We start from the raw sequence: 22,039 nt of genomic DNA on the forward strand, positions 1-22,039 counted from the left end.
GGAGACGTTCATGACAGGACATTATTCAAAAACGGAACATCAATATATATTGTTAACGTCTGAATCAGCATCGTTTGATCATTACAGCGTATATAGAGATCCGGAGCTTCCGCAAATTTTTTCTCATAACTTTGTTCAGCTCCATGATACGTTTCCATTGGAGCGGTTACTGGATTTTTTGCCATCCGTACCAAAGCTTCTTGATGCGAATTATCTTCATTTAAAAGCGTCCCCGCAGCATGTTTTTCCGCTCGGTTTGAAGCAATCGCTTGTAAAAAGCGGATTTGTTGTCGAGGATGAGCTGTTTTATGACATGAAGCTTGATGACTGGAAGGGGCAGACGGGACATCCGTTAACGGCATGGGGGACGGCAAAAAGCCTTAGCGACGGATCTTCTATCATGAAAATTTACGATTCCATTTATATTGGAGAAGCGATCGCTGAACAAAAACTAAATAGAAAATATCCCTTTTACAAAGCGGGTACGATTATCCTGGTTGTTTGTTACAGCGACCAGGAACAGAAGATTCCCATTGGATGCGGGGAGCTGTTCATTCATCCGCAAGAGAAAACGGCCAAAATCGAAGAAGTGGCAATTTTGGATCAGTTTCAAAGGAAGGGCTATGGCAGTATCTTAGTGAAAGAAATGCTGTCCATCGCCAAATCACTAGGAATGGAAGCGGCCTATTTAGTGGCTACAAGCATTGACGGAGCAACCCATTTTTACGAAAAGCTGACGTTTAAAAAATATGAGCGGGTGCATACTGTTTTTCATTATTTCCTTACATGAAATAGGCGTTCGCACAAACCATTTGGGACTTGGCCCGCATAAAATGCCGTATATCGTGATAAGAAAGGATGAAAACAGCATGCATAGATACCCTGGATACGGTTACGGATTTGGCTGCGAGAAAAATACGTTTGTATTGATTGTTGTCTTGTTCATTTTATTAATTATTGTCGGAGCCGCTTTTATTTGCTAGAAGGTGAAATTCAAAAAGAGCCTTTCCGTTCAGGAAGGCTCTTTTTTTGTGTGAAAAAGTTTTTGCGGGGAACGTCATGCCGCAAATTGAACACTCATACAATATAGCAAATGGGTTTTTGAGGTGGGAGCATGAGCAGTTATTTGATTAAGCCGGAGCTTAGTTCGGCCTATCCGGTTGTCAGCTATGCGAAGGGTTCATATGTTTATGATCAAACTGGAAAAAGATATCTTGATGGCTCATCAGGTGCGGTGACATGCAACATCGGCCACGGGGTTCGTGATGTGACTGAGAAGCTGAAAGAACAGCTTGATCAGGTGTCTTTTGCTTACCGCTCACAGTTTACGAGTGAGCCCGCCGAGCAATTAGCCGCTCTCTTGGCGCAGGAGCTTCCGGGAGATGTGAATTGGTCTTTTTTTGTCAACAGCGGTTCAGAAGCAATAGAAACCGCTATGAAAATCGCCATTCAATATTGGCAGGAAAAAAAACAAACGCAAAAATCCATCTTTTTGTCGCGATGGAGCAGTTACCACGGAATAACTTTGGGAGCGCTTTCATTATCTGGTTTTTATGAAAGGAGATACCGGTTCACCCATCTAGTTGAACGATATCCCGCTATCTCAGCTCCTCATGTTTATCGGCAGAATCATAAGACGGAAGAGGATTTTGTTCAGGCTGCCGCTGATGAACTCGAAACGGCCATCAAAAGAATCGGAAGCCAATTTATCGCCGGCTTTGTGGCTGAGCCTATCATCGGAGCCGCAGGAGCAGCGATCACCCCGCCTCCGGGATATTATGAAAGATTAAGTGAGGTATGCCGCACACACGAAGTGCTCTTTATTGCAGACGAAGTGATGACAGGGCTTGGAAGAACAGGAAGAATGCTTGCGACAGAACATTGGCACACCGTTCCGGATATTGCTGTACTGGGGAAGGGCCTCGGTGCCGGGTATGCGCCAATTGCCGCTGCCGTTGTATCTGACTCTATTATTGAGACGATAAAACAAGGCTCAGGTGTGATTATGAGCGGCCACACATATAGTGCACACCCCTATTCTGCCAAAGCTGCTCTTGAAGTTTTGCGATATGTGTTAAAGCATGACTTGATCAAGCAATCAGAAAAAAAGGGGGCTGCGCTGAGAAAGCAGCTTGTTGAGGCAGCATCTCAAAGCGAGATCATTGGTGATGTGCGCGGTAAAGGACTGCTATTAGGCATTGAATTTGTATCTGACAAGAAAACGAAGAACGTTTTTCCACCAGAGCAGGCGGTTACCCAGCGCATGATCGGCGAGGCGAAAAAACGCGGGCTGATTGTTTATCCTGCCAAAGCGGGAATAGACAGCGGGGAAGGAGATGCTGTCATTATTGCTCCTCCTTTTACCATTTCAGACGGTGAGGCTAAAGAGCTTATATCTATTTTTTCAGAAACAGTTGTAGCGGTCGAAAAAATACTGAAAAAGGATTGAAATCAAATGGCGCCATTTCAAAAAACAATCAGCATCGAAACAGCAATTGCAGATATTCAGGACGGATCGGTCCTCATGTTCGGCGGTTTTGGCGGAGTCGGATCGCCTCCATCATTGATTGAAGCTATATTGGACAGCGGTGTAACGGATTTAACCGTCATATGCAACGATGCTGGGTTTCCGGAAATAGGGATCGGTCCGCTTATTGTCAATCAACGAGTCAAAACCCTGATCGCATCGCATATCGGTTCCAATCCTGTAGCAGGTAAACAGATGACTGACGGGACGTTAGAGGTTCAATTTTCACCACAGGGAACGCTTGCAGAACGGATTCGTGCCGGCGGAGCGGGACTCGGCGGCATTTTAACCGACGTCGGTATTGATAATCAAATGGTTTGTGAGGAAAAGGGCATCGTGTCTGTGGCTGGAAAGCGATATTTGGTTGAAGAGGCGCTGACGGCTGATTTTGCTTTCATCAATGCGCGCATTGCAGATGAATTCGGCAATTTAACGTATGACAAAACAGCGCGCAATATGAATCCGCTTATGGCAATGGCCGCCAGTAGAACCTTTGCCGAAGCTGAGCAGATCGTCCCGATGGGAGAGATTTCTGAAGAAATGATTGTTACACCGGGGGTTTTTGTCGAGGGGGTTGTGAGAAGCGAAGGAGTGAAGTGGAAATGGGCTTGGGAGTAGCAGAGAGAGAACAGATCGCAAAACGGGCCGCCTCTGAAATCAAGCCGGGCATGATTGTAAATCTCGGTATCGGCATTCCATCCTTGGTGCCGAACTTTTTGCCGCCTGACATGCAGGTCATGCTGCAGGCGGAAAACGGTGTGCTCGGCATTGGCGAAAGCCCTCAAAAGGGAGATGAGGATGAAAATTTATGCAACGCAGCGGGATTTCCGGTCCGGGCTGTAAAAGGAGCGTCTTATTTTGATACAACGATGTCTTTTGCGATGATCAGAAGAGGCAAAATTGACATTACGATTTTAGGCGCCCTGCAGGTGAGCCAGTCAGGCGATTTGGCAAATTGGCTTGTCCCGGGAAAAAAGGTGCCGGGCATGGGCGGTGCGATGGAACTGGCCCAAAAAGCGAAAAAAGTGGTTGTCGTCATGAGTCATACAGATCAAAAGGGGAGGCCTAAATTAACAGAAACCTGCACGCTTCCATTAACTGCAGCAGGCTGTGTAGATATGATCATTACTGAAAAAGCCGTTCTTGAGGTCGACGGCCATCATTTCATATTAAAAGAGCTGATGAATGGCTCGACAATCGACGAGGTGACGAGGTTGACTGAAGCTGAAATCAAAATAGATATGCCTTTTTCTTAAAGGGGGAATGAGGATGCAGGGTATTGAGAGAAAAGTAATCGAGTGGCTTGATCAGCATTCGGCCAAAGCCATTCGTCTTCTCAAAAGGCTGATTGGAGAAAAAAGCACATTAGGCTCAGAATTTAACGCCCAAGCTGTTGTGCTTGAAAAGCTGCGGCAATTTCATATGGACATAGACGTGTGGGAGCCAAGCCTAAAGCAATTAAAACAGCATCCCTACTTTAAATCAGACCGTTCCGATTTTCATGAGAGCCCGAACATCGTTGCAAAAAAAACGGGAGCGGGCGGGGGCCGGTCGCTGATTTTAAACGGTCATATCGATGTTGTGCCTGAAGGAAGCGTAAGGGATTGGAAGTATGAACCGTTTCAAGCTGTCGAAGAAAACGGTAAAATATACGGCCGCGGCTCAACGGATATGAAGGGAGGCAATACAGCCCTTCTTTTTGCTTTAGAAGCCCTGCACGCTTGCGATGTCAAATTGAAGGGAGATGTATTGTTTCAAAGTGTTGTAGATGAAGAGTGCGGCGGCGCTGGAACACTGTCTGCCATTATGAGAGGCTACCGTGCTGACGGCGCGCTGATTCCGGAACCGACGAATATGAAACTTTTTATAAAGCAGCAGGGCTCGATGTGGTTTCGGATCACAGTGAAAGGATTAGCGGCACATGGGGGCACACGCTATGAAGGTGTGAGCGCGATTGAAAAAAGCATGCACGTGATCACAGCCATACAAGAGCTGGAGAAAGCCCGCAATGCGAGAATTTCAGATCCGCTGTATGACAATGTCCCAATACCGGTACCGGTGAATATCGGCACCATCTCAGGCGGTGCGTGGCCATCTTCAGTTGCAGACCGTGTCGTCATAGAAGGGAGATGCGGAATTGCTCCCCATGAAAAGCCTGAAGCTGTAAAAATAGAATTGGAAAACTGGCTGAGGGATTTAGAATACCGTGACGAATGGTTTAAACATCATCCGATTAAAGTAGAATGGTTTGGCGCTCAATGGCTTCCGAATGATTTACCAGATGACCATCCTTTAATCTCAGTGCTGCAATCAGCCTATCAAAAAATGAAACAGACAGAGCCAATGATCGAAGCCTCGCCATGGGGAACAGACGGAGGGCTTTTATACCATGCAGGAGATACGCCAGTGATCGTCTTTGGGCCTGGAGAAACAAAAACAGCTCATCAGGCAAACGAATACATTGAGGTTGAAGCCATGATAGAATCTGCTAAAATTATTGCACTTTTTGTTATGGATTGGTGCGGGCTTCATACAGACGGGGAGGATGCGGATGCTCAAGTCAATAAAGAGTAACGGTGTCACAGCGGTTTTGGACCATGACGACTTTAACAAACGAATCAGAGTAGTTCGTTATGACGGAGCCATTGAGAAGGCGCTGCCTGATATCGTGGCAGCGGCAAAAGAAGAGGATGCGGAAAAAATCATCGTCTATACGAAACAGCATGATGAGGCAGTGCTTGCCAAACACTTATTTGTGCCGGAGGGTTTTCTCAAGGGCTATTATCTCGGCCACCCGGCTTGCGTCATGGTCCGTTACCTCACAGAGAAACGGAGACAAACAGATTCTTATATAGAAGAACAGGAGACCATCGAAGCCTTATATCGCACAGCACCTCACCACCGCAGCGAAATTACCCCCGTTTTTACGATGAGAAAAGCAGAAACAAACGACATGTACCAGCTATCCATGCTGTATAAAAAAGTATTCCGTACGTACCCGACCCCCGTATTTGATCCTGCTTATATTGAAAAGACGATGAATGAAAATACGATGTATTATGTCATGTTTGATCATGATCGTCTGATCAGTGCAGCAAGCGCAGATATCAATCCAGAGCTGGGTCATGCGGAAATAACCGACTGCGCTGTGCTCCCGGAATATCGGGGCCGTTCGCTGACAAGCCTTTTAATCGGGGCTTTAGAAAAAGAAATGGCCGAGAAGGATATCTTTCATGTATTTTCTCTCGCCCGTGCTGCGTCTTTTGGGATGAATGCTGTGTTGTACCATTCCGGCTATCAGTATGGCGGAAGGCTGATCAACAATTGCTATATAGCCGAAGGTCTTGAAAACATGAATATTTGGTGTAAGCACCTGTAAGGAGGAATTCATTTGGCAAACAAATGGCATAAACCGAAACGGCATTGGAAGGAGATTGAGTTATGGAAGGATGTTCCAGAAGAGAAATGGAACGATTGGCTTTGGCAGCTGACACATACGGTAAGAACGGTAGATGATTTAAAAAAAGTCATTAATCTGACTGAGGATGAAGAGGAAGGCGTCAGAATTTCGACCAAAACGATCCCCCTAAATATTACACCTTACTATGCTTCATTAATGGATCCCGATAATCCGAGATGCCCGATCCGCATGCAGTCTGTGCCGCTTTCTGAAGAAATGCACAAAACAAAATACGATCTGGAAGACCCGCTCCATGAGGATGAAGATTCACCGGTACCCGGTCTGACGCACCGCTATCCCGACCGTGTGCTGTTTCTTGTCACTAATCAATGTTCCATGTACTGCCGCTACTGCACAAGAAGGCGTTTTTCCGGACAAATCGGAATGGGAGTCCCCAAAAAACAGCTTGATGCTGCGATTGCTTATATCCGGGAAACACCTGAAATCCGCGATTGTTTAATTTCAGGCGGTGACGGGTTACTAATCAATGATCAAATTTTAGAATACATTTTAAAAGAGCTTCGCAGCATTCCGCATCTGGAAGTGATCAGAATCGGAACAAGGGCGCCGGTCGTCTTTCCACAGCGCATTACCGATCAACTGTGCGAGATTTTAAAAAAATATCATCCGGTCTGGCTGAACACTCATTTCAACACAAGCATCGAAATGACAGAGGAATCCGTTGAGGCCTGTGAAAAGCTGGTGAACGCAGGAGTGCCGGTCGGAAATCAGGCAGTCGTGTTAGCCGGTATTAATGATTCAGTTCCAATCATGAAAAAGCTCATGCACGACTTGGTAAAAATCAGAGTCCGTCCGTATTATATTTATCAATGTGATCTGTCAGAAGGTATCGGACATTTCAGAGCCCCCGTTTCCAAAGGTTTGGAGATCATTGAAGGGCTGAGAGGCCATACCTCAGGCTATGCGGTTCCTACCTTTGTCGTTGACGCGCCAGGCGGCGGGGGGAAAATCGCTTTGCAGCCAAACTATGTACTGTCGCAAAGCCCTGACAAAGTCATCTTAAGAAATTTTGAAGGCGTCATTACGTCATATCCGGAACCGGAGAATTATATCCCTAATCAGGCTGACGCCTATTTTGAGTCCGTTTTCCCTGAAATCGCTGACAAAAAGGAGCCGATCGGGCTGAGTGCCATTTTTGCCGACAAAGAGGTTTCTTTTACACCGGAAAATGTAGCCAGAATCAAAAGGAGAGAGGCATACACAGCGAATCCCGAGCATGAAACATTAAAAGACCGGCGTGAGAAAAGAGACCAGCTAAAAGAAAAGAAATTTTTGGCGCAGCAGAAAAAACAGAAAGAGGCTGAAATCGGAGGGGATTCTTCATGAAAACATGCGAATGGTGCGGCGAGCTTGAAGCAGTACCCGGCAAAAACACGGTGTACTGGGAGCTCCCTGACGGAACAAGAGCCATAGAACTGACAGACACCCCCGCCATGGTGTGTGCTTCCTGCGGAATGACCTATCAAGAGGAAAACACGATTAAGGAGATTGAGGATCAGCTGCTTTTGATTCAAACAAAAAAACTGCCTGAAAGCCTGACGTATCAACAGCTCATGGAGACAGAAAGAATTCTGAAACGCAACTATTTTGATTTCTCCTGAATGATGTTTCGGTATTCTTTTGTTGTAATTTTACACTTGAACTGTATAATAGAACAACAAAAGACAGACACCAGGAGGGGAAACCCATGAAATCCTTTTATCACTATTTATTGAAATACAGACACCCTAAGCCGAAGGACAGCATCAGTGAATTTGCCAATCAGGCGTATGAGGATCACAGCTTTCCGAAAACCTCAACCGATTATCATGAAATCAGTTCATATTTAGAGCTGAACGCTGATTACCTTCACACGATGGCTACGTTTGATGAAGCTTGGGATCAATACGAGGCTGAAGTGCACGGCAGATAATAGCTGTTCCATCCGCAGATCACTGCGGATTTTTTTATGTCCTCACCCATACCAGAATTGGATATTTCCTTTGGTTTTCATGCCCATGCGAATTGGCGTCACCCGGCATACGATAGCGTATGAGAAATGTTGCGGCGAGGGGGAGACACCGTGAAGCAAAATAAACCGAAATTCCAAGTAGGGGATATCGTAGTCGTCATTATGTATGGAACAGTCGGCACCATCACAAAAGTACACCAAATTGATAAACACTATCTATATGAAGTCAATCATAATGAAGTCTTATACTTTGAGTCGTCCATTCAGCTTTACAAAGATTATGAGGGTGTCATTGTCGACATGGAAAAGCTTGATATTGAGTATGAATTCCTTATTGGGGACGTCGTTTATGTAAAAGATTATGGAAAAGAACTCTTTCGCATTATCGGCCACAGAACAGAAATTTGGAGATATTTAGAAGATGGCTGGGAAGATATCATTTATGAGCTGACCCGTTTAAAGGATGGAGAGTGGCTTGAAACGGAGGAAGAGGATCTCACGCTGGTGCTAAGAAAATATGAAATGGACCAGTTTGTACATCAGCTTTTGTTTGTCCACTATGTCGGAGAAACTGCCCAAGAGATCGGCGAAGATATCGCATCGTCTGCTCTTCTTCAGTTTGAAGGTGATGATGAAGATCAAGATACCCTTCACATCCTTGCTGTATCAATTGTTGATGAGCTTCTGGATATTTATAATGACTACAAAATTCTGTACGAAATGTTTCAAGATGAAGAATATAAAGATATGATGATGTTTGTTCTGGAAAGTTTAAAAGAGCACTTCAGTTAGTTTGTGAACATACGGATCAAAACATATAAAAAATAAGGCAGACAGCCCCAAATCATCACTTGCGTCATTCCTTTGAGCGTTTTTTCCATTATGATATCAAATCTTTCTCCGTCCAGTGCTTCCATCATTTTAGCGATCATATAGTCAGCCTCCTATGGCTTGTTTTTTATTCAATGTATATGACCGAAAGAATTGTTTAGAACACCGGGTATAATTCAGCCTGTTTTTTCATAAAACATAAAAAAGGAGGCGGTACGGAGATGAAAGAAATAGATCTTGTGATTGATACGGAAGAAATCGCTGAATTTTTTTACAGAGAGCTTGCAAGACGGGGCTACATACCGAGTGAGGATGAGCTGTTTGAAATCGCTGATATTACCTTTGATTATTTGATAGAAAAATGTATGATAGATGAAGAGCTGGACGAAGATGATTGAGGCTTGAAACCGGAGCGGCCAGCTCCGGTTTTGTTATTCATGTTCTATGACTTCTGTGAAAATCGAGGTGGTTAAAATGTTGTACAAGCCCGTTAGTCTGTTTCTTTTCTTTCTTTTTCTAGCTGCGGTCATTCATACAAATGCTGTTCAATCTGCAGATGAAATGATAAGCAAGGCAGCTGTTTTGATTCGCCAGCCATGGCTTAATGATGCCATGGCTGGGATCACGCATCTTGGAGCTTCTTCTTTCCTGTTCCCTCTTATCCTGATCATTGGAATAGGGCTGTTTTTTTACAGAAAAACATGGGACGGGCTTTTGATGCTTTTGGTATTCGGTGCAGATCGACTGTTAAACAAAGTGTTAAAAGAATGGATCGAGCGAGTGAGGCCTGATTTTTCACCGCTGGTTCATGAATCATCCTTCAGCTTTCCGAGCGGCCACGCTATGAACGCTGCCTATGTCTATCCTGTTATTGCCTACTTTTTAGTAAAACACCTCCCGTTTTTGTCCAAACATAAAAAAATGGTATACACCATAGCCGGCGTGATCACGGTTTTGGTCGGCATAAGCAGAGTCTATCTGGGTGTGCATTTTGTAACCGACGTGCTAGGGGGCTTTAGTCTCGGCCTGCTTCTGTTTTTCCTCGTAAAAGGTTTTGACGAAAAGATTAAGCGGTTTCGACAAAAATAGAGAGAGGAAAAACGGACAAAAACGCTAATATGTTAAAGAAATAAAAGGGAGGGGATCTTGATGATGTTATCCGTGTTTAAAAAGAAGTCTTGTTCCTATGACGTGACAATATTTCAAACACCCCGGTTTGGCGAAAAAAAGGGCTACAGACCCGTCTATCGAACTGAACTGAACGGGAGCGATCATCAAGACGTGCTGAAAAGAGCATTCTCTTTGTTTAATGTATTTGACACTGTTCCAAGTGATTATGATGCGAGATTTATGGCCACAGGGGACGTGATTCTGATTGATGAAGGAAGAAAAGGGAAAACATATTATAAACTGCTTCCCGCCGGATGGAGGAAAATCAATCGTCTGATTGTACAAACGACAAAATGAAAAGAAAACTGCGGATTTCCGCAGTTTTCTGCAGTTTAAGGCTTGCGTTTGGCAGCGGAATACTCTTTCTCGTGCGCCTCTTCAGCTGCAATCACGTCTTTTGCAGGTATGTGGTTGTTCTTTTTTTGGCCGGTGATCCGGTTACGCTGTTTTTTACCCATGTCCCATCCCTCCTTCCTGCGGTTAGGTTTTCAAATAAACACCTCAATTATCCCGTTTTTCTCCGGAAGTGCCCAAACGGCCCCGGAACATTTCTTTTTTCGCCATATTCCTTTATAATCAATGCTGAAGTTTGTCTCATCATGACATTCGTTGTAAAATGAACGGACTGGATGATAATTTAGATTTACAGGAGGATATGAGATGAGTGTACATATAGGTGCTGAAAAAGGACAGATTGCGGACACAGTGCTTTTGCCGGGAGATCCTCTCAGAGCAAAATTTATTGCTGAAACGTATCTTGAAAATGTAGAATGCTACAATGAAGTTAGAGGCATGTATGGATTTACGGGTACATATAAAGGCAAAAAAATCTCCGTGCAAGGCACGGGAATGGGCGTTCCGTCGATTTCAATTTATGTGAATGAATTAATTCAAAGCTACGATGTGCAAAATTTAATAAGAGTAGGTTCTTGCGGCGCTATCCGTAAAGATGTCAAAGTGCGGGACGTCATTTTGGCTATGACCTCTTCAACTGATTCTCAAATGAACAGAGTCGCTTTCGGAAGCATTGATTTTGCGCCTTGCGCAGATTTTGAGCTTTTAAAAAATGCCTATGATGCCGCAAAGGATAAAGGCGTGCCGGTCACTGTAGGAAGCGTATTTACAGCTGACCAATTCTACAACGACGATTCGCAAATCGAAAAGCTTGCAAAATACGGTGTCCTGGGCGTAGAGATGGAAACGACTGCATTGTATACATTAGCAGCGAAGCACGGAAGAAAAGCGCTGTCAATTCTCACCGTGAGCGATCACGTATTAACAGGAGAAGAAACGACAGCGGAAGAGCGTCAAACGACATTTCATGATATGATAGAAGTGGCTTTACATTCCGTATCACAATAAAATAAATCAAGAGGCGTGCTGGGTGCCGGCAGCCTCTTCTTTATGAATGCGGAAACGATTGATAAAAGGAAGGTAATGTAATATGAAAAAGTCCGGTAAATGGTTTTCACTGGCTGCCGCTCTGAGTGTAACGGCAATAGTCGGAGCCGGCTGCAGCATGTCAAACGGAGATGCTCAAAAGGATACGAAAACCACAGCAGAAACAAAGCAAACAGAACAAAAAACAGCTGACAGCAAAAAAGCAAACACTCAGGACAGTGCGTTTTCATTGGAAAGCAAATATTTCAATAATATTAAAAAAGTGGACGGTCTGGAAACCATTCAAAATCCAGAAAACATACTCGCGCTTGTCAATAAAGAATACGCACTGCCCGGAAACTATGAACCTAGTGATCTAGTCATACCTGATGTAGAGTTCTCTTTTGAAGAAAAGATTCAAAAACGTTACATCAGAAAGGAAGCGGCCGACGCATTAAAAACGATGTTCGATGCTGCGAAAAAGGAAGGCTATGAACTGGCAGCTGTTTCAGGATACCGTTCGTATGACAGACAGCAAGTCATTTTTAACAATGAAGTCAGCCTAAAAGGGGAAAAGAAGGCAAGGGAAGCGGTCGCTTATCCGGGTGAAAGCGAGCACCAAACAGGCCTTGCGATGGACATCTCGAGCCGAAGCAACGGTTTTCAGATAAATGAAGCGTTCGGCAGCACGGCAGACGGAAAATGGGTGCAGGACAATGCTTATAAATATGGCTTTATCATTCGCTATCCAAAAAATAAAGAAGATATCACCAAATACGAATATGAGCCATGGCACTTGCGCTATGTAGGCAAAAAGGCCGCAAAGGTCATCCATGATAATGATTTAACGCTGGAAGAGTACTTTGAAAAAGTGAAGAAAATCTAACAGTAAAAGCCCGCTTACATTTGATAAGCGGGCTTTATTGTGTTTGGTGAATCTAGCATTTGTTCATACATTTATTCTATGCTTACCAGAAGAATAAACCAGCCAGAGCCACTCCTGTGATTAAACCGAGGGAAATACCGTAAGCCGCTCCGTATCCCCAATAACCGCCCCAATATCCGTAGCCAAAACCTCTTGGCCCTCCGCCAGTCGGAGCTATAAAAACTTTGTCTCTTGTTACACGGGTAATTCTGCCGACGTGAACTCTTCCGCCTCTCTCTGTAATTCTGACGACTTTACCTTGATGGTTTCTGCAAAGATGGTAATATCTCTCCAATATTGTTTCCCTCCTATACTGACTTTCTATCAGCATATGATAGATAGGATAAAAAGGTTGGACGAAAACAGGGGGCGATACGCCGTTTTACTTATGCGCGACAAAGATACAATGTCCCATGAACTCGCTATATATCTGCATGAGTTCATAATGTGTTTGAAGCGTATCGTAGTAGATAGGAGCGATCGTTTGCGATAAATCCATTTCTGTGGTCGGTTCAAATTCCATGTCATCTGGAAGAAGTGTTATCGCTTCCGTTTTTTGAAAACCATAAGACCTAAGAGTTTTATGCCACTCGGTTTCTTCATGTAAACAAGTAAAACCGTAGAAATCCATCATTCGCTTTTTTTCTGCAGGCGGCATCGGTTTTTTTAAAGCTGCTTCAATACCAATCAGCATCCCGCCGGGCTTCAACACTCTTGAAATTTCTTGGAGAGAGGGCGTCAAATCGGAAAAACTGAGGACCGATTCTGACAGGACGCAGGAAAAGGACTCAGAAGAGAACGGGAGATGTTCCAGCTCTGCCTGATATGCAGTGATGGCAAGCCCTTCATTTGCAAATCTTTTTTTCGCTTTCTCTAGCATGATAGGGTCTTTATCAACGACTGTTACAGGATACAGTAAATGTCCTAAGTAAGCCGCTGTTTGGCCTGTTCCGCATCCGGCATCAAGAATCGGCTGATCTGGGGAGGGGGCAGCTTTTTGCAAGACCGCTTTTGAAAAAGCCAGCCCGCCTGGATGCGCCCCTGCGACACCGAATAAGGACAGCATTTCTAAATATCGGCTCAATATCGAATCCTCCTTTTTCTTTATCATATGTCGTATAAAGACATAGGTTTATGAAAAGCGAAAGAAGGGCGTTTTCTCTTTCATTTCTGCTCCGAGTTGACGAATAAGAATTCGTCCATGATAATAATGTAAGAAGAAAAAGGTGGTGTTTAATTGAAACGGCAATTAAAACTGTTTTTTATTGTGCTGATCACTGCGGTTGTCGCTTCAGCGCTTACTTTATTTATTACGGGCAATTCCAGCATCCTGGGCCAGAAATCAGCAAGCATGGGAGACAGCGAGTTCGACAAATTAAATAAAGCGTATGAGCAAATCAAAAGTGATTACTACCAAAAGACAGATGATGACAAATTAGTAGACGGAGCAATTAAAGGAATGATTGAATCTCTGGATGATCCGTATTCCACATATATGGATCAAGAGGAAGCAAAATCATTCGATGAGACGATTTCCGCATCCTTTGAAGGCATCGGAGCCCAAGTAGAGGAGAAAGACGGTGAAATCCTTATTGTATCGCCGATTAAAGGTTCACCTGCTGAAAAAGCCGGAATCAAACCGAGGGACCAAATCCTTAAGGTGAACGGAAAAAGCGTCAAAGGCATGAATGTAAATCAAGCTGTCGCTTTAATCCGCGGCAAAAAGGGCACAAAAGTGAAGCTTGAGCTGAACAGAGCGGGAGTCGGAAATATCGATCTTTCCATTAAGCGCGATACCATTCCTGTAGAGACCGTCTATTCTGAGATGAAAGACAACAACATCGGCGAAATCCAAATCACTTCTTTCTCTGAAACAACTGCTAAAGAGCTGACGAGTGCGATTGACAGTTTAGAGAAAAAAGGCGCCAAAGGCTATATTTTAGACTTAAGGGGCAACCCGGGCGGCTTAATGGACCAAGCGATTACAATGAGCAACCTGTTTATTGATAAAGGGAAAAACATCATGCAGGTTGAATACAAGAACGGTTCTAAAGAAGTCATGAAGGCTGAAAAAGAACGAACAGTGACCAAACCGACCGTCGTTTTAGTGAATGACGGCACAGCCAGCGCCGCCGAAATTATGGCCGCTGCCCTTCACGAATCGTCAGGCATACCATTAATCGGTGAAACGACATTTGGCAAGGGCACAGTGCAGACAGCAAAAGAATATGATGATGGCTCTACCGTCAAACTGACCGTCGCCAAATGGCTGACTGCCGACGGTGAATGGATTCACAAAAAAGGCATCAAGCCTCAAGTGAAAGCAGAGCTGCCTGATTACGCGAAACTGCCGTATTTGGATGCGGATAAAACGTACAAGTCAGGTGATTCAGGCACCAACGTCAAAGTAGCTCAGCAAATGTTCAAAGCACTTGGCTATCAGGTGAAAGTGAACAGTACGTATGATCAGGATTTTGCATCTGTGGTCAAACAGTTCCAGAAAAAAGAGAAGCTGAAAGAAACTGGTGTACTGACTGGCGATACAACAACGAAATTAATGACAGAACTTCAAAAGAAGCTGTCAAATAATGACACGCAAATGGAAAAAGCAATTGAAACACTGAAAAAAGAAATGTAAAAAACCCATACGCGGCTACCGCGTATGGGTTTTTTTATGCACCCTTTTGATTCGGGTTTTGGTCTTGTTTATTACCAAATAAACCTTCAATAACAAGATTGGACCGTGCTTTTTTGACGAACAGCGGGTTGAGAATAACCACAGCGATGATATTGGCGGCCAATCCCCAGAACCCTTCATAAATACCATGTGCGGATTGAGTGGTATACACAATAAACGTAACCGCAAGGCCGACCAATAATCCGATAACTGTCGCTTCTTTCGTTTGGTTTTTCCAGAATAGGCTGACAGCAATCGCCGGGAAGATTTGCACCATGCCGGATACGCCTAATAACTGGAGTGTCACTAAGGCAGTCGGGAACAGCATTCCAAACAGAAGCGCAAGGCCGATGACAACAAACACCATTGAACGTGTGACAAGTGTCAGCTTGCTTTGAGACACATTCGGATGAATCAAATCCCGATATAGGTTATTTGCAAATAAGTTTGATGCCCCGATTGCCATGATGGAACAAGGAATCAATGAAGCAAGAGCGATAGTGGAATATGCAAAACCTTGTGCCACGCCGCCGTAAGATGTTTGAATCAAATGCAGCAGCGCCAGTCTTGGATTTGTATCTTCCGGCAGAACAAGAAATGCGATAAAACCAAGAAATATGACCAAAATTAAAACAATATTATAAAGCGGTAAAAACATGCTGTTTTTTCTTACTGCATCGGCGCTTTTCGCTGTGAAAACTCCTGTAGCGGCATGTGCCCACATAAAAAGTGCCAGAGCGGAAACAATAGATGCTGTGATAAACCAAGGAATGCCTTTTGGCCCATCAGCCGGTATCGTCAGCATTTGAGGCGCTTCCTTTACTAACGTGTCAATCATTGGCGTCCAGCCGTTAAAATGAATGAGAGGAAGGGACACCACCATAAACAGCATAATAACCCATACTAAAATGTCTTTAATGATCGCTGTAAATGTAGGACCTTTAATCCCGCTGAAGAATGTGTAAAGAGCAACAAGAATAAATGAGATGATGACAACGAATTTTACATTAATATATCCGGTGCCGGCAACCTGGAGCGTATCTTGAATGCCGCTCAGCTGAAGGCATATGTACGGAATAAGCATCAGCACACCGACGATGGCAACAAGGCTTGCTAAAAGCTTACTGTCAAAACGCTCCCGGGCGTAATCCGCAAGTGTCGTTAATTTATGAATTTTCGCAACTTTCCAAAGTTTCGGCAGGAAGAAGTAGGCGATAAAGTAGGCCAATACAGAATAAGGAATGGCGAAAAATGCAACACTTCCGCCCGTATAAGCAGTACTGGTTAACCCTAAGAAAGTATATGCCGTATAGAGGTCAGCGCCTACTAAAAACCAGACGAGAAGGCCGCCAAAGCGTCTGCCTCCGACAGACCATTCTTCCACCGAGGTGCGTGAGGATTTGTCTCTTCCGGCGAGAAATCCGATACAGACAACGGTTAAAACGATAACAGCTGTAATGAGAAGTGCAGTGAGATTCCCTTGCATTATTCAAGCCCTCCATCTTTTTTTTGCATCTGGTAAATGCCAAACGAGCATAACGGCGTAATGATAATCCACAACAGCAGCCAAAGGTGGAAAAACGGAAGGCCGAACATAATCGGTTCAATTCGATTCACAAGCGGCAATAGCGCAAGTTGGGCGAATGGCAAAAGAATGAGAATAACAATAAGTGCTTTTTTAACCATTTACTTTCCTCCTGAAACATGATAATGCTCACTATAATAGCAGTTGTAAGATAAGATCACAAGATAATTATTAGAAAAAAATGATTTTTTCAATTATTTAATCAAAACACATCGTTTGCATCCTGCTTAATAAAGGTTTAAAATAATAAATATCTTGAAATCGAGATAAATAGGAGTGGGAAAATGAAAACAGAAGGATTGCACCATGTCACAGCATTCGCCAGAGATCCGCAAGAAAACTTGCGATTTTATACAGAAGTGCTCGGGCTTCGGCTTGTCAAAAAAACAGTAAACTTCGATGATCCCGCAACGTATCATTTTTACTTCGGGAACCAAAATGGAGATCCCGGTACAATTATGACCTTTTTCCCGTTCCAAGGAAGCGGACAGGGAACGGTAGGCAAAGGCCAAGCGGGCCGGGTGTACTTTTCAGTTCCAAAAGGCTCCTTGTCTTTTTGGAAGGAACGTCTTGAGAAAAACGGGCTGAAACTGGAGGAAAAAACGATATTCGGTGAAAGGGCGCTTGTTTTTCATGATACGGAAGACCTTCCGTTAGCGATCATAGAGGATGAGAAAAGCGATAAAAGTGAGTGGACACCTGACGGCATTTCAGAATATGAGGCGATTACGGGAATGAAAGGCGTGCTGCTGTATTCCTACGACCCGCAGGCGACCATTCAATTGTTAACGGAAAGTCTCGGATACTCCAAAGCGGCTGAAGAAGACAAGATTGTCAGACTGATATCCTCAGCGGCCATCGGGGGCGTCATTGACGTACATTTACACCCTGAAAAAAGAGGGGTGGGAGGTTATGGCACGGTCCACCATGTAGCGTTTCGGACAACGAAAGAGGAACAGGCGAAATGGCTGCCGATTATTGCGGAAAACCACCTTCCTTCGTCAGAAATCCTTGACAGAGAATACTTTACATCCATTTATTTCAGGGAGAAAGGCGGTATCTTATTTGAAATCGCCACAGATGAACCGGGCTTTATGACAGATGAAACGTTTGATGAGCTGGGGACCTCATTAAAATTGCCTGTATGGCTGGAGAAACATAGACAACAAATAACAGACATGTTGCCTGAACTTTAAAAGGGGGAATTTACGATGAAGCATATTTATGAAAAAGGCACATCTGACAACGTACTGTTGCTGCTACATGGAACAGGCGGTAATGAACACGATCTGCTTTCATTGGGACGGTTTATAGACCCTCATGCCCATTTGCTTGGTGTCAGAGGATCGGTGCTTGAAAATGGAATGCCGCGATTTTTCAAACGCCTGAGTGAAGGTGTCTTTGATGAAAAGGACCTCGTGGAGCGGACAAGAGAATTGAAAGATTTTATCGACGAGGCTGCAGAAATGCATCAATTTGACCGCGGCCGAGTGATTGCAGTCGGTTATTCAAACGGCGCAAATATTGCAGCAAGCCTGCTTTTCCATTATAAAGATGTCTTAAAAGGGGCTATTCTGCATCATCCGATGGTTCCGGTTCGCGGTATCACGCTGCCTGATATGACTGGACTCCCAGTTTTTATCGGTGCCGGGAAATACGACCCTCTCTGCACGAAGGGAGAATCAGAAGAGCTTCACCGCTATTTACGTGACAGTGGGGCATCAGCCTCCGTATTCTGGCAGGATGGGGGCCATCAGCTGACGCAGCATGAAGCTGAACAGGCTCGCGAATGGTACAAAAATGCGATTGTATAAAAAAACCTTAGTCCGTATTTCGGACTAAGGTTTTTCATATCCTTACAGCCAAGTTGACACTTTTGAAAGCGATAAGCGGTTGCTTTGATGGGCAGGTTTCAATGCTTTTCCGATTGAAATAAGCATAACCGGAACATAGCGCTCACTGATATCAAATTGCTTTTGGAACTGCTCTTTGTTAAATCCGCCGATTGCGCACGTGTCATAACCCTTTGCTTTTGCGGCAATCATAAGCTGCATAGCGGCTAAAGAAGCATTTAAGAAAGCAGAATCACGTGCGAATTGCTCGCTTTGGTAGGCGCCGTTAATTTGGCCGAGCAATGTTTGTTTGATTTCATCTGTAATATAGCCTTGGCTTGCCAATTCAGCGTAAACTTCTTCACCGTTTTCATTTGCCTTTAAATCGCCTAAAATAGCGACAACAGCAGAAGACTCAACGATTTGTTTTTGATTATACGCTACAGGAAGAAGCGCCGCTTTTGATTCATCGCTGTGGAATACTGTGAAATGCCAATGCTGAAGGTTCCAAGCTGAAGGCGCTTTAGCGGCAAGGTCCAATAGCTCAGTCAGCTCTTCCTTAGAGATCGGGGCATTTGTATCATATTCCTTTACAGATGCACGTGCTTTTAAAACATCCAGAGTATTCGTCATAGTGTTTCCTCCTTCGGATAAACGTGGTATGATAATAGAAAAGTTAGAAGCTTACTAAATGTAACTTGAAAGATTATTGTAATGGATCATTGAATACATGTCAATCAATAGATGAAGGGATGAAGACTTGTGGGAAATACAATGTGCCCTAAAATGGAATCCGCTTTTTCATTGCTGGGAAAACGATGGAACGGTCTGATCATCCATGTGCTAATGGATGGGCCGAAACGGTTTAAAGAGATAACGGAAACAATACCGATGATCAGCCAAAAAATGCTTGCGGAACGCCTTAAGGAGCTTGAACAAAACGAGATCGTCCAGCGGCAGGTTCTCCCTGAAACGCCGGTCAAAGTCATCTACACGCTGACTGAAAAAGGAACAGCGCTTCAAGCTGTATTCCAAGAGATGCAGGCGTGGGCCGATCAATTTTGCGAGCCCGGTGAAACAGTGTGTGAAGAAGAGAAATAAGGAAAGAGGCGTCCGGGAAAGAGTCTTTATTTCAATAATAAAGTCATGTAAGGGGTGGTGGTTCATACCGTTTACATGACTTTTTATATTTGTCAAAATGGCTTTTACAGGTTTACAAAGTAATGTGAATATGAAGTGAATATACAAAAATAGGGAATGTTCCAATCTGTGAAAAAATGATTAGCGCTAACCTATTGTTAATGGGGATCATCATTTATCTCGTTTTGCAAATCGGCAAAACGGAACTCTATCTGCCTGAATTTTATATTTACTGCCAAAAACCAGTCAGCTTCCATTGGAATTACATTGGCATGAAACTGGATTTAAAAAAGGAGATCCAGGTTCTATCCACCAAATTTGGGATTTCCATTTTTATCAAAAAGAAATGAGAGAATTAAAAAAGAGAGCTTCTGATGAAGCTCTCTTTTTTACTATGTTTCATTATTTTATAGTTTTCCATTCAAAAATTGCGCCTCACCAAGACCAAAACTCCAGTCTGCGTCACCATTCTCGGTAATGGAAACCATTAGGTCTTCTGGGGAAATACCGCATTCTGCTTCTAGCTTTTCAGCCAGCAGGGCATACAATTTTTCCTTTTGGCTTTCTGTTCTTGTTTTGCTCGTTATACTGATGATGACCAGATCCTTAGTTCTTTGAAATCCTAATCCTGTATCCTGGATCATAAGCTCGTTTGCCGGATGCTGATGGACAATTTGATAACGGTCTCTTTCCGGAACACCAAACGCTTCGACCATCGCTTTGTGAGCAGTATCTAATAACAATTGCAGTGATTTTTCGTCACGCCCTTCAATTACATCAAAACGTAATAATGGCATGTGAATTCCTCCTCTTGTGAAGTCTGTTTTCATATTGTTCGATTTGCTTCCAGACAATGGATTGATATGAAAACTGGCTGCTAGCTTGATAAAAAACATAACATATAACCAAAAGTTAATCAACATGTAACTAACAAATCGATAGGATAGGCGTTAGATAATTGAGAAAAACTCATAAAAACAATTGACAGTCATTGATTAGGAGATTAGTATGAATACACTAGTTGATCAAAAGATAACAATCATATAACCAACATTTTTTAGTTATTAGTGAAAGCGTTTTCTGTTTGCTGGGCTTAAATAGTGCCGAATTCATTTTTAAAACACATTTGGAGGGGTACCATGCCGATTTTAATCGTTGCTGTCGGAGTGCTGATTCTGTTATTTCTCATTATTAAAGTGAAATTAAATACCTTTGTCTCACTTATTGTCGTTTCATTTTTAGTAGCCATCGGACTTGGGATGGATATCAATAAAATCGTTCTTTCAATTGAAGCGGGTATAGGCGGGCAGCTCGGGCATTTAGCTTTAGTGTTTGGGCTTGGTGCGATGCTCGGAAGGCTCGTCTCAGATGCTGGGGGCGGCTATCGCATTGCCATTACGCTGATTGACAAATTTGGGAGGAAACGAATACAGGCGGCGGTGGTCATTGCCTCGTTTATCATCGGCATAGCCCTGTTTTTTGAAGTGGGTCTTGTTCTGTTGATTCCGATTGTTTATGCGATTGCCAAAGAATTAAAAATGCCTTTTCTCTATTTGGGAATCCCGATGGCAGCCGCCTTAAATGTCACTCACGGATTTTTGCCCCCGCATCCTGCGCCAACTGCCATCTCAGTCGCATACGGCGCCCATATTGGTCAGGTGCTGCTTTTTGGAATCATCATCGCTGTTCCGACGACTGTGATTGCCGGGCCCTTATTTAATAAATTTGCGATGAAGCGGTTTCCCGGTGCGTATCAAAAGCGCGGAAATTTATCGGCGTTAGGGCCGCGGAAAGAATTTCAGCTGGATGAAACACCAGGCTATGGGATCAGTGTTGTCACATCTTTATTTCCAGTTATCTTTATGGCCATTGCGACTGTTTTTTCTTTATTACTCAAAGAACATTCAAGAGGAAAAGACATCATAGAATTTATCGGCACTCCGGGGACGGCAATGCTCATTTCACTTTTGCTTGCGCTCTATACGATGGGATATGCGCGTAAAATACCTATGAAGGAGATTAGCAAATCGTTATCCGAATCGATTTCACAAATCGCGATGATGTTGCTTATCATAGGAGGGGGAGGGGCGTTTAAACAGGTTCTGATTGACGGCGGGGTCGGTGATTATGTTGCTGATCTTTTCAGTCAAACAAACATGTCGCCGCTGCTCGTTGCATGGATTATCGCTGCGGTTCTGCGCCTGTGTTTGGGCTCTGCTACTGTGGCTGCGCTTACCACTGCGGGAATGGCAGCTCCGCTTATGGAGGCAGGCAGTGTAAACCCGGCATTGATGGTACTGGCAACCGGAGCGGGAAGTGTCATCGCATGTCATGTAAATGATGCAGGATTTTGGATGGTAAAGGAATTTTTCGGTTTGAGCATGAAAGAAACCTTTCAAACCTGGACGCTGCTTACAACAGTTCTCTCAGTAACAGGGCTCGGTTGTGTGTTATTGGCAGGGCTTGTGATGTAACAATACCCAGATTCAGTCCATAGCCCAATCGTTTTTCTTCCTTGTTGAATACTTTACGTATAGGCA

The 22,039-nt window shown here is 43.9% G+C and carries 29 protein-coding genes; 21 read left to right on the plus strand and 8 right to left on the minus strand.

What is annotated here, in order from left to right; translation table 11 throughout:
- The first annotated feature begins 10 nt into the window (after positions 1 to 10).
- The 11 genes from cgeE to yodN all read left to right on the plus strand — a co-directional run bounded on the left by cgeE (position 11) and on the right by yodN (position 8,751).
- Entirely contained in the window at positions 11 to 790 is a 780-nt protein-coding gene (gene cgeE / locus BSI_RS02810; protein ID WP_003241556.1) for a spore maturation N-acetyltransferase CgeE, read from the plus strand.
- A gap of 79 nt (positions 791 to 869) precedes the next feature.
- A complete protein-coding gene (locus tag BSI_RS23335; RefSeq protein ID WP_032732322.1) occupies positions 870 to 983 on the plus strand; it encodes a YjcZ family sporulation protein in 114 nt (37 codons plus the stop codon).
- A 131-nt stretch (positions 984 to 1,114) separates the two neighbouring features.
- Complete coding sequence (locus BSI_RS02805) at positions 1,115 to 2,449, plus strand: aspartate aminotransferase family protein (protein WP_003241562.1); 1,335 nt, start codon at positions 1,115 to 1,117, stop codon at positions 2,447 to 2,449.
- A 6-nt stretch (positions 2,450 to 2,455) separates the two neighbouring features.
- Positions 2,456 to 3,145: a CoA transferase subunit A gene (locus BSI_RS02800; protein WP_003241564.1), complete on the plus strand. Its 690-nt coding sequence runs from the start codon at positions 2,456 to 2,458 to the stop codon at positions 3,143 to 3,145.
- A complete protein-coding gene (locus BSI_RS02795) occupies positions 3,130 to 3,783 on the plus strand; it encodes a 3-oxoacid CoA-transferase subunit B (RefSeq protein ID WP_003241565.1) in 654 nt (217 codons plus the stop codon). The genes BSI_RS02800 and BSI_RS02795 overlap by 16 nt, the downstream gene beginning before the upstream one ends.
- Positions 3,784 to 3,790: 7 nt before the next feature.
- The gene (locus tag BSI_RS02790) at positions 3,791 to 5,101 is read left to right on the plus strand and encodes a peptidase (protein WP_080030906.1); all 1,311 of its coding nucleotides are present in this window, start codon (positions 3,791 to 3,793) and stop codon (positions 5,099 to 5,101) included.
- Positions 5,079 to 5,906, plus strand: coding sequence for a putative beta-lysine N-acetyltransferase (gene ablB / locus BSI_RS02785; RefSeq protein WP_003241569.1), 828 nt, complete (start codon positions 5,079 to 5,081; stop codon positions 5,904 to 5,906). Before BSI_RS02790 ends, ablB begins: the two co-directional genes overlap by 23 nt.
- 12 nt (positions 5,907 to 5,918) lie before the next feature.
- A complete protein-coding gene (gene kamA / locus BSI_RS02780) occupies positions 5,919 to 7,334 on the plus strand; it encodes a lysine 2,3-aminomutase (RefSeq protein WP_003241571.1) in 1,416 nt (471 codons plus the stop codon).
- Positions 7,331 to 7,609 (plus strand): YokU family protein, encoded by a 279-nt coding sequence (locus BSI_RS02775; RefSeq protein ID WP_003241573.1) that lies wholly within the window; start codon positions 7,331 to 7,333, stop codon positions 7,607 to 7,609. The genes kamA and BSI_RS02775 overlap by 4 nt, the downstream gene beginning before the upstream one ends.
- A gap of 86 nt (positions 7,610 to 7,695) precedes the next feature.
- Positions 7,696 to 7,920 (plus strand): YozE family protein, encoded by a 225-nt coding sequence (locus tag BSI_RS02770; protein WP_003241575.1) that lies wholly within the window; start codon positions 7,696 to 7,698, stop codon positions 7,918 to 7,920.
- A 150-nt stretch (positions 7,921 to 8,070) separates the two neighbouring features.
- A complete protein-coding gene (gene yodN, locus BSI_RS02765) occupies positions 8,071 to 8,751 on the plus strand; it encodes a germination protein YodN (RefSeq protein WP_003241576.1) in 681 nt (226 codons plus the stop codon).
- Here the strand turns inward: yodN and BSI_RS02760 are convergent.
- A complete protein-coding gene (locus BSI_RS02760; RefSeq protein ID WP_003241578.1) occupies positions 8,748 to 8,891 on the minus strand; it encodes a hypothetical protein in 144 nt (47 codons plus the stop codon). The two genes, yodN and BSI_RS02760, sit on opposite strands and share 4 nt — an antisense overlap.
- A gap of 120 nt (positions 8,892 to 9,011) precedes the next feature.
- Between BSI_RS02760 and BSI_RS02755 the strand changes: the two genes are divergently transcribed.
- The 3 genes from BSI_RS02755 (at position 9,012) to yodL (ending at position 10,257) form a co-directional block, all read left to right on the plus strand.
- Positions 9,012 to 9,188, plus strand: coding sequence for a YozD family protein (locus BSI_RS02755; RefSeq protein WP_003241581.1), 177 nt, complete (start codon positions 9,012 to 9,014; stop codon positions 9,186 to 9,188).
- A gap of 79 nt (positions 9,189 to 9,267) precedes the next feature.
- Positions 9,268 to 9,879, plus strand: a complete 612-nt coding sequence (gene pgpB / locus BSI_RS02750) for a phosphatidylglycerophosphatase PgpB (protein WP_032732324.1) — start codon at positions 9,268 to 9,270, stop codon at positions 9,877 to 9,879.
- 60 nt (positions 9,880 to 9,939) lie between these two features.
- Entirely contained in the window at positions 9,940 to 10,257 is a 318-nt protein-coding gene (gene yodL, locus BSI_RS02745; RefSeq protein WP_003241586.1) for a shape determination protein YodL, read from the plus strand.
- A gap of 35 nt (positions 10,258 to 10,292) precedes the next feature.
- Here the strand turns inward: yodL and yoyE are convergent, their stop codons facing one another.
- Entirely contained in the window at positions 10,293 to 10,418 is a 126-nt protein-coding gene (gene yoyE / locus BSI_RS02740; RefSeq protein ID WP_003241588.1) for a protein YoyE, read from the minus strand.
- A 202-nt stretch (positions 10,419 to 10,620) separates the two neighbouring features.
- Between yoyE and deoD the strand changes: the two genes are divergently transcribed.
- On the plus strand, positions 10,621 to 11,322 hold the full coding sequence (gene deoD, locus BSI_RS02735) for a purine-nucleoside phosphorylase (protein ID WP_003241589.1): 702 nt from the start codon (positions 10,621 to 10,623) through the stop codon (positions 11,320 to 11,322).
- Positions 11,323 to 11,404: 82 nt separating this feature from the next.
- A complete protein-coding gene (gene ldcB / locus BSI_RS02730) occupies positions 11,405 to 12,226 on the plus strand; it encodes an LD-carboxypeptidase LdcB (RefSeq protein WP_032732298.1) in 822 nt (273 codons plus the stop codon).
- A gap of 82 nt (positions 12,227 to 12,308) precedes the next feature.
- Here ldcB and BSI_RS02725 read toward each other — a convergent pair whose 3' ends face one another.
- Positions 12,309 to 12,560 carry a hypothetical protein gene (locus BSI_RS02725; RefSeq protein ID WP_003241593.1) on the minus strand — a complete coding sequence of 84 codons (252 nt, stop codon included), beginning with the start codon at positions 12,558 to 12,560 and terminating at the stop codon, positions 12,309 to 12,311.
- Positions 12,561 to 12,647: 87 nt separating this feature from the next.
- The gene (locus BSI_RS02720; protein ID WP_003241595.1) at positions 12,648 to 13,349 is read right to left on the minus strand and encodes a class I SAM-dependent methyltransferase; all 702 of its coding nucleotides are present in this window, start codon (positions 13,347 to 13,349) and stop codon (positions 12,648 to 12,650) included.
- A 153-nt stretch (positions 13,350 to 13,502) separates the two neighbouring features.
- On the opposite strand from BSI_RS02720, the gene ctpA reads away from it, so the two are divergent.
- Positions 13,503 to 14,903 (plus strand): carboxy-terminal processing protease CtpA, encoded by a 1,401-nt coding sequence (gene ctpA, locus BSI_RS02715; protein WP_003241597.1) that lies wholly within the window; start codon positions 13,503 to 13,505, stop codon positions 14,901 to 14,903.
- A gap of 34 nt (positions 14,904 to 14,937) precedes the next feature.
- Here the strand turns inward: ctpA and BSI_RS02710 are convergent, their stop codons facing one another.
- Together BSI_RS02710 and BSI_RS02705 are read right to left on the minus strand one after the other, a co-directional pair.
- The gene (locus BSI_RS02710; RefSeq protein ID WP_003241598.1) at positions 14,938 to 16,428 is read right to left on the minus strand and encodes a sodium:solute symporter family protein; all 1,491 of its coding nucleotides are present in this window, start codon (positions 16,426 to 16,428) and stop codon (positions 14,938 to 14,940) included.
- Positions 16,428 to 16,628 (minus strand): DUF3311 domain-containing protein, encoded by a 201-nt coding sequence (locus BSI_RS02705; RefSeq protein ID WP_003241600.1) that lies wholly within the window; start codon positions 16,626 to 16,628, stop codon positions 16,428 to 16,430. Before BSI_RS02705 ends, BSI_RS02710 begins: the two co-directional genes overlap by 1 nt.
- A 183-nt stretch (positions 16,629 to 16,811) precedes the next feature.
- Between BSI_RS02705 and BSI_RS02700 the strand changes: the two genes are divergently transcribed.
- Together BSI_RS02700 and BSI_RS02695 are read left to right on the plus strand one after the other, a co-directional pair.
- Positions 16,812 to 17,723 (plus strand): ring-cleaving dioxygenase, encoded by a 912-nt coding sequence (locus BSI_RS02700; RefSeq protein ID WP_003241602.1) that lies wholly within the window; start codon positions 16,812 to 16,814, stop codon positions 17,721 to 17,723.
- A gap of 15 nt (positions 17,724 to 17,738) precedes the next feature.
- Positions 17,739 to 18,341, plus strand: a complete 603-nt coding sequence (locus BSI_RS02695; RefSeq protein WP_003241604.1) for an alpha/beta hydrolase — start codon at positions 17,739 to 17,741, stop codon at positions 18,339 to 18,341.
- Between the two features lie 42 nt (positions 18,342 to 18,383).
- Here the strand turns inward: BSI_RS02695 and BSI_RS02690 are convergent, their stop codons facing one another.
- Positions 18,384 to 18,992 (minus strand): nitroreductase family protein, encoded by a 609-nt coding sequence (locus tag BSI_RS02690; RefSeq protein WP_003241606.1) that lies wholly within the window; start codon positions 18,990 to 18,992, stop codon positions 18,384 to 18,386.
- 129 nt (positions 18,993 to 19,121) lie between these two features.
- Here BSI_RS02690 and yodB point away from each other — a divergent pair, with 129 nt between their 5' ends.
- Positions 19,122 to 19,460, plus strand: coding sequence for a transcriptional regulator YodB (gene yodB / locus BSI_RS02685; protein ID WP_019258668.1), 339 nt, complete (start codon positions 19,122 to 19,124; stop codon positions 19,458 to 19,460).
- A 446-nt stretch (positions 19,461 to 19,906) separates the two neighbouring features.
- Here the strand turns inward: yodB and BSI_RS02675 are convergent, their stop codons facing one another.
- Complete coding sequence (locus BSI_RS02675; RefSeq protein ID WP_003241610.1) at positions 19,907 to 20,296, minus strand: tautomerase family protein; 390 nt, start codon at positions 20,294 to 20,296, stop codon at positions 19,907 to 19,909.
- A gap of 342 nt (positions 20,297 to 20,638) precedes the next feature.
- Between BSI_RS02675 and BSI_RS02670 the strand changes: the two genes are divergently transcribed.
- Positions 20,639 to 21,973 (plus strand): gluconate:H+ symporter, encoded by a 1,335-nt coding sequence (locus BSI_RS02670; RefSeq protein WP_003241612.1) that lies wholly within the window; start codon positions 20,639 to 20,641, stop codon positions 21,971 to 21,973.
- The last annotated feature ends 66 nt before the right edge of the window (positions 21,974 to 22,039 follow it).

The organism is Bacillus inaquosorum KCTC 13429 (assembly GCF_000332645.1).
In the GTDB taxonomy this organism is placed as follows: Bacteria; Bacillota; Bacilli; order Bacillales; family Bacillaceae; genus Bacillus; species Bacillus inaquosorum.

Excerpts from the sequence above, each read along its gene's own strand:
- cgeE (WP_003241556.1), top strand. The coding sequence starts at position 11 with ATGACAGGACATTATTCAAAAACGGAACATCAATATATATTGTTAACG.
- deoD (WP_003241589.1), top strand. The coding sequence starts at position 10,621 with ATGAGTGTACATATAGGTGCTGAAAAAGGACAGATTGCGGACACAGTG.
- BSI_RS02795 (WP_003241565.1), top strand. The coding sequence starts at position 3,130 with ATGGGCTTGGGAGTAGCAGAGAGAGAACAGATCGCAAAACGGGCCGCC.
- BSI_RS02695 (WP_003241604.1), top strand. The coding sequence starts at position 17,739 with ATGAAGCATATTTATGAAAAAGGCACATCTGACAACGTACTGTTGCTG.
- BSI_RS02770 (WP_003241575.1), top strand. The coding sequence starts at position 7,696 with ATGAAATCCTTTTATCACTATTTATTGAAATACAGACACCCTAAGCCG.
- BSI_RS02675 (WP_003241610.1), bottom strand. The coding sequence starts at position 20,296 with ATGCCATTATTACGTTTTGATGTAATTGAAGGGCGTGACGAAAAATCA.
- BSI_RS02670 (WP_003241612.1), top strand. The coding sequence starts at position 20,639 with ATGCCGATTTTAATCGTTGCTGTCGGAGTGCTGATTCTGTTATTTCTC.
- ldcB (WP_032732298.1), top strand. The coding sequence starts at position 11,405 with ATGAAAAAGTCCGGTAAATGGTTTTCACTGGCTGCCGCTCTGAGTGTA.
- BSI_RS02690 (WP_003241606.1), bottom strand. The coding sequence starts at position 18,992 with ATGACGAATACTCTGGATGTTTTAAAAGCACGTGCATCTGTAAAGGAA.
- yodL (WP_003241586.1), top strand. The coding sequence starts at position 9,940 with ATGATGTTATCCGTGTTTAAAAAGAAGTCTTGTTCCTATGACGTGACA.
- BSI_RS02710 (WP_003241598.1), bottom strand. The coding sequence starts at position 16,428 with ATGCAAGGGAATCTCACTGCACTTCTCATTACAGCTGTTATCGTTTTA.
- BSI_RS02800 (WP_003241564.1), top strand. The coding sequence starts at position 2,456 with ATGGCGCCATTTCAAAAAACAATCAGCATCGAAACAGCAATTGCAGAT.
- ablB (WP_003241569.1), top strand. The coding sequence starts at position 5,079 with ATGCTCAAGTCAATAAAGAGTAACGGTGTCACAGCGGTTTTGGACCAT.
- BSI_RS02790 (WP_080030906.1), top strand. The coding sequence starts at position 3,791 with ATGAGGATGCAGGGTATTGAGAGAAAAGTAATCGAGTGGCTTGATCAG.
- BSI_RS02705 (WP_003241600.1), bottom strand. The coding sequence starts at position 16,628 with ATGGTTAAAAAAGCACTTATTGTTATTCTCATTCTTTTGCCATTCGCC.
- BSI_RS02760 (WP_003241578.1), bottom strand. The coding sequence starts at position 8,891 with ATGATCGCTAAAATGATGGAAGCACTGGACGGAGAAAGATTTGATATC.
- yoyE (WP_003241588.1), bottom strand. The coding sequence starts at position 10,418 with ATGGGTAAAAAACAGCGTAACCGGATCACCGGCCAAAAAAAGAACAAC.
- BSI_RS02755 (WP_003241581.1), top strand. The coding sequence starts at position 9,012 with ATGAAAGAAATAGATCTTGTGATTGATACGGAAGAAATCGCTGAATTT.
- BSI_RS02775 (WP_003241573.1), top strand. The coding sequence starts at position 7,331 with ATGAAAACATGCGAATGGTGCGGCGAGCTTGAAGCAGTACCCGGCAAA.
- BSI_RS23335 (WP_032732322.1), top strand. The coding sequence starts at position 870 with ATGCATAGATACCCTGGATACGGTTACGGATTTGGCTGCGAGAAAAAT.
- BSI_RS02700 (WP_003241602.1), top strand. The coding sequence starts at position 16,812 with ATGAAAACAGAAGGATTGCACCATGTCACAGCATTCGCCAGAGATCCG.
- BSI_RS02805 (WP_003241562.1), top strand. The coding sequence starts at position 1,115 with ATGAGCAGTTATTTGATTAAGCCGGAGCTTAGTTCGGCCTATCCGGTT.